Source organism: Brevibacterium sp. UCMA 11754, assembly GCF_021532275.1.
Lineage (GTDB): Bacteria > Actinomycetota > Actinomycetes > Actinomycetales > Brevibacteriaceae > Brevibacterium.
Genome location: NZ_JACBOT010000016.1, coordinates 1 through 10,778 on the forward strand (window position 1 = coordinate 1; position 10,778 = coordinate 10,778).

14 protein-coding genes are annotated in these 10,778 nt (G+C 65.2%); 5 read left to right on the top strand and 9 right to left on the bottom strand.

Going from position 1 to position 10,778, the window contains the following annotated elements; translation table 11 throughout:
* From HX613_RS08165 to HX613_RS08175, 4 genes are all read right to left on the bottom strand, one after another.
* On the bottom strand, window positions 1–264 hold a 264-nt coding region (locus HX613_RS08165; RefSeq protein ID WP_235344876.1), incomplete at its 3' end, for a metal ABC transporter solute-binding protein, Zn/Mn family.
* Window positions 264–1,496 (bottom strand): PQQ-binding-like beta-propeller repeat protein, encoded by a 1,233-nt coding sequence (locus tag HX613_RS08170; protein WP_235344877.1) that lies wholly within the window; start codon window positions 1,494–1,496, stop codon window positions 264–266. The genes HX613_RS08170 and HX613_RS08165, both read right to left, overlap by 1 nt.
* A gap of 9 nt (window positions 1,497–1,505) precedes the next feature.
* A complete protein-coding gene (locus tag HX613_RS23015) occupies window positions 1,506–1,694 on the bottom strand; it encodes a metal ABC transporter permease (RefSeq protein WP_442862596.1) in 189 nt (62 codons plus the stop codon).
* Window positions 1,639–2,355: a metal ABC transporter permease gene (locus tag HX613_RS08175; protein ID WP_268826725.1), complete on the bottom strand. Its 717-nt coding sequence runs from the start codon at window positions 2,353–2,355 to the stop codon at window positions 1,639–1,641. The genes HX613_RS23015 and HX613_RS08175 overlap by 56 nt, the downstream gene beginning before the upstream one ends.
* Window positions 2,356–2,384: 29 nt before the next feature.
* On the opposite strand from HX613_RS08175, the gene aztA (HX613_RS08180) reads away from it, so the two are divergent.
* Window positions 2,385–3,017, top strand: a complete 633-nt coding sequence (aztA, locus tag HX613_RS08180; RefSeq protein ID WP_235344878.1) for a zinc ABC transporter ATP-binding protein AztA — start codon at window positions 2,385–2,387, stop codon at window positions 3,015–3,017.
* Between the two features lie 61 nt (window positions 3,018–3,078).
* Here aztA (HX613_RS08180) and HX613_RS22600 read toward each other — a convergent pair whose 3' ends face one another.
* From HX613_RS22600 to HX613_RS22610, 3 genes are read right to left on the bottom strand one after another with little or no spacing between them, the layout of a single operon-like run.
* Window positions 3,079–4,080 (bottom strand): efflux RND transporter permease subunit, encoded by a 1,002-nt coding sequence (locus HX613_RS22600; protein WP_328284929.1) that lies wholly within the window; start codon window positions 4,078–4,080, stop codon window positions 3,079–3,081.
* Window positions 4,020–5,057 carry an efflux RND transporter permease subunit gene (locus tag HX613_RS22605; RefSeq protein WP_328284931.1) on the bottom strand — a complete coding sequence of 346 codons (1,038 nt, stop codon included), beginning with the start codon at window positions 5,055–5,057 and terminating at the stop codon, window positions 4,020–4,022. The genes HX613_RS22600 and HX613_RS22605 overlap by 61 nt, the downstream gene beginning before the upstream one ends.
* Window positions 4,970–5,242 carry a hypothetical protein gene (locus tag HX613_RS22610; protein WP_328284930.1) on the bottom strand — a complete coding sequence of 91 codons (273 nt, stop codon included), beginning with the start codon at window positions 5,240–5,242 and terminating at the stop codon, window positions 4,970–4,972. The genes HX613_RS22605 and HX613_RS22610 overlap by 88 nt, the downstream gene beginning before the upstream one ends.
* Window positions 5,243–5,376: 134 nt before the next feature.
* On the opposite strand from HX613_RS22610, the gene HX613_RS08190 reads away from it, so the two are divergent.
* A complete protein-coding gene (locus HX613_RS08190; protein ID WP_235344879.1) occupies window positions 5,377–7,662 on the top strand; it encodes an efflux RND transporter permease subunit in 2,286 nt (761 codons plus the stop codon).
* 61 nt (window positions 7,663–7,723) lie between these two features.
* On the opposite strand, the gene aztA (HX613_RS08195) is transcribed toward HX613_RS08190, so the two are convergent.
* Window positions 7,724–8,356 (bottom strand): zinc ABC transporter ATP-binding protein AztA, encoded by a 633-nt coding sequence (aztA, locus tag HX613_RS08195; protein WP_235344878.1) that lies wholly within the window; start codon window positions 8,354–8,356, stop codon window positions 7,724–7,726.
* A 29-nt stretch (window positions 8,357–8,385) separates the two neighbouring features.
* Between aztA (HX613_RS08195) and aztB the strand changes: the two genes are divergently transcribed.
* The gene (gene aztB / locus HX613_RS08200) at window positions 8,386–9,237 is read left to right on the top strand and encodes a zinc ABC transporter permease AztB (protein ID WP_235344880.1); all 852 of its coding nucleotides are present in this window, start codon (window positions 8,386–8,388) and stop codon (window positions 9,235–9,237) included.
* Window positions 9,238–9,304: 67 nt separating this feature from the next.
* On the opposite strand, the gene HX613_RS08205 is transcribed toward aztB, so the two are convergent.
* Window positions 9,305–9,802, bottom strand: a complete 498-nt coding sequence (locus tag HX613_RS08205; RefSeq protein WP_235344881.1) for a hypothetical protein — start codon at window positions 9,800–9,802, stop codon at window positions 9,305–9,307.
* Between the two features lie 32 nt (window positions 9,803–9,834).
* Here HX613_RS08205 and HX613_RS08210 point away from each other — a divergent pair, with 32 nt between their 5' ends.
* Together HX613_RS08210 and HX613_RS08215 are read left to right on the top strand one after the other, a co-directional pair.
* Window positions 9,835–10,476 (top strand): outer membrane protein assembly factor BamB family protein, encoded by a 642-nt coding sequence (locus HX613_RS08210; protein WP_235344882.1) that lies wholly within the window; start codon window positions 9,835–9,837, stop codon window positions 10,474–10,476.
* Window positions 10,476–10,778: metal ABC transporter solute-binding protein, Zn/Mn family (locus HX613_RS08215; RefSeq protein WP_235344883.1), on the top strand; the 303-nt coding region annotated here is incomplete at its 3' end. The genes HX613_RS08210 and HX613_RS08215, both read left to right, overlap by 1 nt.

Below are 10,778 nucleotides of genomic sequence, written 5' to 3' on the forward strand. Positions count from 1 at the left end.
CCCAGTCCGTTGCCGATGATGAGATTCGGCATCCTCCATCGCTCCGGCTTCCTTCGCCGAGATGCCGAAGGAATGCGGATCGGAGTTCGGCTGCATCAGCACCGTGACCTCTGCGTGGTCTCCGACGAGGCTGTGCACGACATCGCCGAGGATGTTCGTCGTCACCACGATCGACGGCTCATCGCCTCCTTCCGCGCAGGCGGTCAGTGATCCGAGCATGGCCAGCGTGAGCGCCGCCGCCGTGAGGTGGTGCCGTGTGCCCATCACCGCCCCGTCACAGCCAGGCTTGCGGGTGCCCCACCGAGGTCGAAGCTGCGCGCCTCACGCAGCCCACCGGCCGGGTCGAGTTCAAGCACTGCCCCCGACGCAGGGTCGCTGACATAGGTGCGTTCGCTGTCCACGGCCACCGAGGGTCCGGCTCCGTGACCCTGGCTCTCGGCGTCGAAGGGTGCGATGAGCTTCTTCTTCGTCAGCACCTTCCCGGTCTCTGGGTCCAGCGAATAGACGGTCCCGTCTTCGTCCAGGGCCACGACCGCGGAATCGTCGGGGGCGATGCCGGCGGAGACCACCTCGGCGTCGGTGTCGGCGAAGGTCCACTCATCCGTCGTCGCATCGAGGATCCCGATGCCACCATCGTCGAAGGGGGTCGCGGCGAGGTCCCGACCGACCTCGACAGACCACGCGCGCTCGCCGGTCTCCTCGGGGTAGGGCAGCACCTCGGCGTCGAAGTCCTCGTTGACCCTGATCACGCCGTCGGCGCAGGCGAAGACCAGTCCATCACGAGTGACGCCGGTGCCGTGGATCTCGTCGCATCTCGCATCGATCGGCGAGGCCTGGCCCTTGTCGTCGTACACGGTGAGTTCGGAGGGCAGATCCTCGGCCTTGTCTCCTGGAAGTGTGGACACGAAGTGGTCTTCGAAGGGGATCGTCACTCCGTGGTGGGCACCCGGCTTCACGGTGCCGAGCTGGTTGAGTTCGCCGTCGCCGAGTGCGCTCCGGTCGTAGATCTTCGCTCGGCCCTCTCCGTCGAAGAAGAAGGCCACCTCTGTCGGCGTCGAGACGACGTGCGCGGGGTCTGCCCCGTCGATCTCACCGATGGTCTTCGGCTCGGCCTTGTAGTAGTGCCTGTGGTCGCCGTGGTCGACCGTCCATGCCCCCGTGTCGACGGTCGTGACCGTTCCGGCTTCACCATCGCCGAGGTAGAGATATCGGGAATCTGCCCCCGACAGGGTCGTCGACGGTGAGCCTTCGACCTTCTCTACGACGTTCTCGGTGAGCAGGTCGACGACCGAGACTGCGCCGGTCTTCGCTTCGCTGACGGCCAGGCGCAGCTGCGGCTCATCGGCCTCCTCCGCGCCTTCGACATATCCGTGGGGAGCCGTCGACTGGCTGGGACTGCCGGCCCCGTTGGCCGATTGCTGTCCCAGGCACCCGGTGAGGGCGAGCAGTGCGATCAGTGCCGCGCTGGATGCGGCGAATTCTGTTGTCCTCGTCATGAGATCTTTCTATTGATAATGGTTCTCATTGTATTGAGAGTATCGTAGCGCACTTCTCACCCTCCTCGCGACGAGCACCACGAAGAAGACGAGGACGGTGAGCAGCGCAATGGTCGCGCCGGCAGATGTCTGGGCATACCAGCTAACAAGCAGCCCCAAGAAGCACGCGCTCGCACCGATCACCGAGGCGGCCGCCATGATCACCCCGACGCGGTCGAAGAGAAGGCAGGCCGTGGCCGGGGCCCGATGAGGAGCCCGAAGACGAGGAGAGTGCCGACGACCTGGAACGATGCGACGACTGCCAGGGCCGTGAGCATGAGCATCGCACTATGGTCCAGCCGGGCCGCATGCCCAGGGTTGCCGCCTTGCGCTCGTCGAAGGCGAGCGCAAGGAACGGTCGGTGCAGGAGCGTGCAGGCCAGTACGCCGAGGCAGGCCGCGACGGCGAGGACGATCAGGTCCTGACCGCGGACACCGAGCACGTCACCGAAGAGGAAGCCCGTGAGGTCGACGGCGAAAGATTGGGAATGGGACACGATGACCACGCCGACGGCCAGCATTCCGACGAAGAGCAGTCCGATGCCGACATCCTGGGACAGCTTCGACTCGCGAGACACCCAGGTGATCCCGGCCGCCATCACCAGAGCACTGGCCGCTGCGCCGATCATGAGGTGACCACCGAGGAGCGCCGCGATTGCGACTCCCGGCAGCATCCCGTGCGACATCGCGTCCCCGAAGAAGGCCAGACCGCGCAGGACGACCCAGGTGCCGATGCACCCGCACAGCACTGCGGCGAGCACACCGGCGATGAGGGCGCGGAGGACGAAGGACACCTCGAAGGGCGCGAATAGGAATTCCATTCGATGATGATAACCATTATTGTTAGAGTGTGGACAATCCGATCACCCTCACCAACCTCAGCGCTCACTATGGTGCGCATCTCGCCCTTGACCAGATCACCCTGGCCGCTCCCCTGGGCCGAGTCACGGCACTCGTCGGCGCCAACGGCTCAGGCAAGTCAACGGTGCTCATGGCACTGGCAGGCCTGCTCAGACCGACACACGGATCGATATCCGGCCTGCCGTCCAATGTGGCTTTCGTGCCTCAGCGCAGTTCTGCTCCCGACCACCTTCCGATTACCGTCAGACAGGTCGTGGCCATGGGCAGATGGAGCGCACTGGGCCTCTTCGCCCGCCTCGGCAGTGATGATCAGCGGATCGTCGACGACTGCCTCGCTCAGCTGCGCATCGACGACCTCGCCTCGCGTCGCCTCGGTTCACTTTCCGGGGGTCAGCGTCAGCGTGCCCTGGTGGCTCAAGGTCTGGCACAACGCGCGGACCTGCTGCTCCTCGACGAACCTCTGGCCGGAATCGATGCTCGCGCGTCCGAGGACATCACCTTGGCCATCGACTCCGAGCGCAGCCGGGGCGCCACGATCGTCATGGCCACGCACGAGCGCACCCAGGCAGCTCGGGCCGACCACGTCGTCCATCTGTGCCAGGGTGCGCTCGCGTTTCGGTGAGCACTCACCAGAACTCGATCACCAGAACTCCCGCGCCGGTGAACCGTCGCCGCACGGAACCTCACTCATCTACGGGACGGGCGGCCACCTCGGCGGTCTCTGCATCGATCCTGTCCTGGTCGGCCCGATGTTTGGCCGCGGCCTTGGCCTCCTGGTGCTCCGCCCGGCGCTCCTTGCGCCGTTCGACGAGGAGGTAGAGGGCGGGCACGAGGATCAGGGTCAGCACGGTCGAGGAGGTCAGGCCGCCGATGACGACGATCGCCAGAGGCTGGGAGATGAAGACTCCCCCGCCGGTGAGTCCCAATGACATGGGCACGAGGGCGAAGACCGTGGCAGCGGCAGTCATCAGGATCGGCCGCAGGCGCAGCCGGGTGCCGTGGATGATCGCGTCCCACAGCCCCATCTCATGCTCGCGCAGCTTGTTGACGAGGTCGATGAGCACGATCGCGTTGGTCACCACGATGCCGATGAGCATGAGGAGGCCGATGAGCGAGGGGATGCCCAGCGGTGTGCCGGTCAGCAGCAACAGCAGCACGGCACCGGTCGCGGCGAAGGGAATCGACACGAGCAGGATGAGCGGCTGGACGAAGCTGCGGAAGGTCGCGATCATGACGAGGAAGACCAGCGCGATCGCCACGAGCATTGCCCATCCGAGCTGGGAGAAGGAGTCGGCCTGCTCCTGGCTCGCACCGCCGACGTCAAAGCTCACACCATCGGGCAGATCCATGCTCGAGGTCAGTTCCTGTGCCTCGGTGGAGACTGGGTTGAGCTGTCCTTCGGCAGGGGTGGCGAACACTGTGACCTGACGGTTTCCGTCCTCCCGGGTGACGGTGGCTGGGGTTTCGGTCTCGTCGACGCTGGCGATCTCATCGACCGTGATCGGGTCGCCCTTGATGTCGGGGATCGCCGCCTGTTCGTCGGCGAGGTCCTGTTCCTCGGCCTGGCTCTCCTCCTGCTCGCGCTGGCTGTCGACGAGGTCGTCGATGGCGTCGTTGGCCTCGTTCAGGCCCTTCTCTGCCTGTTCGACGCCTTCTTCTGCCTGTTCCACTTGGTCGGCGGCCATGTCGCCGGGCTCGGAGCCGGCGGTGGATTCTGGGCATCTCGCAGGGCCTTCCGTGCTTCTTCAAGCTGATCGGCGGCGTTGTCGCGGGCCTCCCGGGCCGAGTCAAGCTGATCGGCTGATTCCTCTTCGGCCTTGGCCTTGGCTTCCTCGGCCCTGCGGTCGGTCTTCTCTTCGACGGCATCGGTCGCGTCTTCCTGCGCGTTCTGCGTCTGCACCTCGGTGACCGGAAGCTCCAAAGCTCGGATCTCGCCTGGAGTCGCATCGGGGTGGGTCGGGGCGAGGAAGATATCTCGCTCCTTGCCCTCCAGCGTCAGAGTTCCGGCTTCACTTCCGTGCAGGGCTGCCGCAATGGCCTGTCCCACCTCGGCCTGGCTGTAGCCGTAGTCCGCGGCCTTCTCCCGGTTCACATCGACGTGGATGATCGGCTGATCGGAGGCGAGGTCATTGCGGGCGTTCGTCACGCCCTCGGTCTCACTCATCTTCTTCGTCACGGAATCGGCTGCCTCGCCCAGCGCTGACAGATCAGAGCCGGAGAGTTTGATCTCCACATCCTCATTCGCACTGCCTGAGGCGTCTTGGAGATCGATCTCGCCGACATCGTCGCCGAGTCCGTCGATCTGGTTCGACAGCCGGTTCGTTGCGATCTCCGCTTCGGAATCGTCCTTCAGGGTGATGTTGAAGGAGTTCTCGGAACCGGTTTCGGGTCCGTTGACGGTCGTCGAGTAGGTGTCGACATCTGGGTCGGAGGCGAGGACGTCTTCGATCTTCTTCGCCGCCTCATCACTGGCCTCGAGCGAGGATCCGGCTGGCAGAGTCTGCGCGATGTAGAGAGAGTTCTGCCCGGCGGCCCCGAGGAGGTCGGTCTTGAGGAAGCTGGCCATCATCATCGTCACGGCGAAGATCGCCACGGAGATGACGATCGTGCGCCATGGGTGTCGAAGTGCGGCCAGGATAGCTGGCAGGCTTCGCTGCTGCAGACGGTCGACCCTGTCCGAGGCCTCGCCATCGCCGGCATCGGCGTCACCGGAGCATCGGCAGTCGCCGCCGGGAGCAGCGTCTTGCCCTTGGCGTCGCGTTTGGCATTCTTCCCGTCGATCTTCGACTGTCGTTTCTCTGCGCGCTTGATGCCCTTCTCCCGATGTTTTCCGGGCCCACGCCTCATAGCTTGCGTCGGTGGCAGCCTGGCGCTTCGGGGAAAGGGGCTTCGGGCTCTTCCGGGGCCCAGTAGCTGAAGACCGGAACGATTGTCAGCGCGACAAGGAGCGAGCCGAGCAGAGCCATTCTCCGTGACGGAGAATGGCTCTGCTCGGCTCGCTCCTTGTCGCGCTGACAATCGTTCCGGTCTTCAGCTACTGGGTCCTGCGGAAGAGCCCGAAGCCCCTTTCCCCGAAGCGCCAGGCTGCCACCGACGCAAGCTATGAGGCGTGGGCCCGGAAACATCGGGAGAAGGGCATCAAGCGCGCAGAGAAACGACAGTCGAAGATCGACGGGAAGAATGCCAAACGCGACGCCAAGGGCAAGACGCTGCTCCCGGCGGCGACTGCCGATGCTCCGGTGACGCCGATGCCCGGCGATGGCGAGGCCTCGGACAGGGTCGACCGTCTGCAGCAGCGAAGCCTGCCAGCTATCCTGGCCGCACTTCGACACCCATGGCGCACGATCGTCATCTCCGTGGCGATCTTCGCCGTGACGATGATGATGGCCAGCTTCCTCAAGACCGACCTCCTCGGGGCCGCCGGGCAGAACTCTCTCTACATCGCGCAGACTCTGCCAGCCGGATCCTCGCTCGAGGCCAGTGATGAGGCGGCGAAGAAGATCGAAGACGTCCTCGCCTCCGACCCAGATGTCGACACCTACTCGACGACCGTCAACGGACCCGAAACCGGTTCCGAGAACTCCTTCAACATCACCCTGAAGGACGATTCCGAAGCGGAGATCGCAACGAACCGGCTGTCGAACCAGATCGACGGACTCGGCGACGATGTCGGCGAGATCGATCTCCAAGACGCCTCAGGCAGTGCGAATGAGGATGTGGAGATCAAACTCTCCGGCTCTGATCTGTCAGCGCTGGGCGAGGCAGCCGATTCCGTGACGAAGAAGATGAGTGAGACCGAGGGCGTGACGAACGCCCGCAATGACCTCGCCTCCGATCAGCCGATCATCCACGTCGATGTGAACCGGGAGAAGGCCGCGGACTACGGCTACAGCCAGGCCGAGGTGGGACAGGCCATTGCGGCAGCCCTGCACGGAAGTGAAGCCGGAACTCTGACGCTGGAGGGCAAGGAGCGAGATATCTTCCTCGCCCCGACCCACCCCGATGCGACTCCAGGCGAGATCCGAGCTTTGGAGCTTCCGGTCACCGAGGTGCAGACGCAGAACGCGCAGGAAGACGCGACCGATGCCGTCGAAGAGAAGACCGACCGCAGGGCCGAGGAAGCCAAGGCCAAGGCCGAAGAGGAATCAGCCGATCAGCTTGACTCGGCCCGGGAGGCCCGCGACAACGCCGCCGATCAGCTTGAAGAAGCACGGAAGGCCCTGCGAGATGCCCAGAATCCACCGCCGGCTCCGAGCCCCGGCGACATGGCCGCCGACCAAGTGGAACAGGCAGAAGAAGGCGTCGAACAGGCAGAGAAGGGCCTGAACGAGGCCAACGACGCCATCGACGACCTCGTCGACAGCCAGCGCGAGCAGGAGGAGAGCCAGGCCGAGGAACAGGACCTCGCCGACGAACAGGCGGCGATCCCCGACATCAAGGGCGACCCGATCACGGTCGATGAGATCGCCAGCGTCGACGAGACCGAAACCCCAGCCACCGTCACCCGGGAGGACGGAAACCGTCAGGTCACAGTGTTCGCCACCCCTGCCGAAGGACAGCTCAACCCAGTCTCCACCGAGGCACAGGAACTGACCTCGAGCATGGATCTGCCCGATGGTGTGAGCTTTGACGTCGGCGGTGCGAGCCAGGAGCAGGCCGACTCCTTCTCCCAGCTCGGATGGGCAATGCTCGTGGCGATCGCGCTGGTCTTCCTCGTCATGATCGCGACCTTCCGCAGCTTCGTCCAGCCGCTCATCCTGCTCGTGTCGATTCCCTTCGCCGCGACCGGTGCCGTGCTGCTGTTGCTGCTGACCGGCACACCGCTGGGCATCCCCTCGCTCATCGGCCTCCTCATGCTCATCGGCATCGTGGTGACCAACGCGATCGTGCTCATCGACCTCGTCAACAAGCTGCGCGAGCATGAGATGGGGCTGTGGGACGCGATCATCCACGGCACCCGGCTGCGCCTGCGGCCGATCCTGATGACTGCCGCTGCCACGGTCTTCGCCCTCGTGCCCATGTCATTGGGACTCACCGGCGGGGGAGTCTTCATCTCCCAGCCTCTGGCGATCGTCGTCATCGGCGGCCTGACCTCCTCGACCGTGCTGACCCTGATCCTCGTGCCCGCCCTCTACCTCCTCGTCGAACGGCGCAAGGAGCGCCGGGCGGAGCACCAGGAGGCCAAGGCCGCGGCCAAACATCGGGCCGACCAGGACAGGATCGATGCAGAGACCGCCGAGGTGGCCGCCCGTCCCGTAGATGAGTGAGGTTCCGTGCGGCGACGGTTCACCGGCGCGGGAGTTCTGGTGATCGAGTTCTGGTGAGTGCTCACCGAAACGCGAGCGCACCCTGGCACAGATGGACGACGTGGTCGGCCCGAGCTGCCTGGGTGCGCTCGTGCGTGGCCATGACGATCGTGGCGCCCCGGCTGCGCTCGGAGTCGATGGCCAAGGTGATGTCCTCGGACGCGCGAGCATCGATTCCGGCCAGAGGTTCGTCGAGGAGCAGCAGGTCCGCGCGTTGTGCCAGACCTTGAGCCACCAGGGCACGCTGACGCTGACCCCCGGAAAGTGAACCGAGGCGACGCGAGGCGAGGTCGTCGATGCGCAGCTGAGCGAGGCAGTCGTCGACGATCCGCTGATCATCACTGCCGAGGCGGGCGAAGAGGCCCAGTGCGCTCCATCTGCCCATGGCCACGACCTGTCTGACGGTAATCGGAAGGTGGTCGGGAGCAGAACTGCGCTGAGGCACGAAAGCCACATTGGACGGCAGGCCGGATATCGATCCGTGTGTCGGTCTGAGCAGGCCTGCCAGTGCCATGAGCACCGTTGACTTGCCTGAGCCGTTGGCGCCGACGAGTGCCGTGACTCGGCCCAGGGGAGCGGCCAGGGTGATCTGGTCAAGGGCGAGATGCGCACCATAGTGAGCGCTGAGGTTGGTGAGGGTGATCGGATTGTCCACACTCTAACAATAATGGTTATCATCATCGAATGGAATTCCTATTCGCGCCCTTCGAGGTGTCCTTCGTCCTCCGCGCCCTCATCGCCGGTGTGCTCGCCGCAGTGCTGTGCGGGTGCATCGGCACCTGGGTCGTCCTGCGCGGTCTGGCCTTCTTCGGGGACGCGATGTCGCACGGGATGCTGCCGGGAGTCGCAATCGCGGCGCTCCTCGGTGGTCACCTCATGATCGGCGCAGCGGCCAGTGCTCTGGTGATGGCGGCCGGGATCACCTGGGTGTCTCGCGAGTCGAAGCTGTCCCAGGATGTCGGCATCGGACTGCTCTTCGTCGGAATGCTGGCCGTCGGCGTGGTCATCGTGTCCCATTCCCAATCTTTCGCCGTCGACCTCACGGGCTTCCTCTTCGGTGACGTGCTCGGTGTCCGCGGTCAGGACCTGATCGTCCTCGCCGTCGCGGCCTGCCTCGGCGTACTGGCCTGCACGCTCCTGCACCGACCGTTCCTTGCGCTCGCCTTCGACGAGCGCAAGGCGGCAACCCTGGGCATGCGGCCCGGCTGGACCCATAGTGCGATGCTCATGCTCACGGCCCTGGCAGTCGTCGCATCGTTCCAGGTCGTCGGCACTCTCCTCGTCTTCGGGCTCCTCATCGGGCCCCCGGCCACGGCCTGCCTTCTCTTCGACCGCGTCGGGGTGATCATGGCGGCCGCCTCGGTGATCGGTGCGAGCGCGTGCTTCTTGGGGCTGCTTGTTAGCTGGTATGCCCAGACATCTGCCGGCGCGACCATTGCGCTGCTCACCGTCCTCGTCTTCTTCGTGGTGCTCGTCGCGAGGAGGGTGAGAAGTGCGCTACGATACTCTCAATACAATGAGAACCATTATCAATAGAAAGATCTCATGACGAGGACAACAGAATTCGCCGCATCCAGCGCGGCACTGATCGCACTGCTCGCCCTCACCGGGTGCCTGGGACAGCAATCGGCCAACGGGCCGGCAGTCCCAGCCAGTCGACGGCTCCCCACGGATATGTCGAAGGCGCGGAGGAGGCCGATGAGCCGCAGCTGCGCCTGGCCGTCAGCGAAGCGAAGACCGGCGCAGTCTCGGTCGTCGACCTGCTCACCGAGAACGTCGTAGAGAAGGTCGAAGGCTCACCGTCGACGACCCTGTCGGGGCAGATTCCCGATATCTCTACCTCGGCGATGGTGAAGCCGGAACGGTCACGACCGTCGACACGGGGGCATGGACGGTCGACCACGGCGACCACAGGCACTACTACAAGGCCGAGCCGAAGACCATCGGTGAGATCGACGGGGCAGACCCCGCGCACGTCGTCTCGACGCCGACAGAGGTGGCCTTCTTCTTCGACGGAGAGGGCCGAGCGAAGATCTACGACCGGAGCGCACTCGGCGACGGCGAACTCAACCAGCTCGGCACCGTGAAGCCGGGTGCCCACCACGGAGTGACGATCCCTTCGAAGACCACTTCGTGTCCACACTTCCAGGAGACAAGGCCGAGGATCTGCCCTCCGAACTCACCGTGTACGACGACAAGGGCCAGGCCTCGCCGATCGATGCGAGATGCGACGAGATCCACGGCACCGGCGTCACTCGTGATGGACTGGTCTTCGCCTGCGCCGACGGCGTGATCAGGGTCAACGAGGACTTCGACGCCGAGGTGCTGCCCTACCCCGAGGAGACCGGCGAGCGCGCGTGGTCTGTCGAGGTCGGTCGGGACCTCGCCGCGACCCCCTTCGACGATGGTGGCATCGGGATCCTCGATGCGACGACGGATGAGTGGACCTTCGCCGACACCGACGCCGAGGTGGTCTCCGCCGGCATCGCCCCCGACGATTCCGCGGTCGTGGCCCTGGACGAAGACGGGACCGTCTATTCGCTGGACCCAGAGACCGGGAAGGTGCTGACGAAGAAGAAGCTCATCGCACCCTTCGACGCCGAGAGCCAGGGTCACGGAGCCGGACCCTCGGTGGCCGTGGACAGCGAACGCACCTATGTCAGCGACCCTGCGTCGGGGGCAGTGCTTGAACTCGACCCGGCCGGTGGGCTGCGTGAGGCGCGCAGCTTCGACCTCGGTGGGGCACCCGCAAGCCTGGCTGTGACGGGGCGGTGATGGGCACACGGCACCACCTCACGGCGGCGGCGCTCACGCTGGCCATGCTCGGATCACTGACCGCCTGCGCGGAAGGAGGCGATGAGCCGTCGATCGTGGTGACGACGAACATCCTCGGCGATGTCGTGCACAGCCTCGTCGGAGACCACGCAGAGGTCACGGTGCTGATGCAGCCGAACTCCGATCCGCATTCCTTCGGCATCTCGGCGAAGGAAGCCGGAGCGATGGAGGATGCCGATCTCATCATCGGCAACGGACTGGGGCTTGAAGAGGGGCTGTCGGCGAACCTCGACAACGCGCGC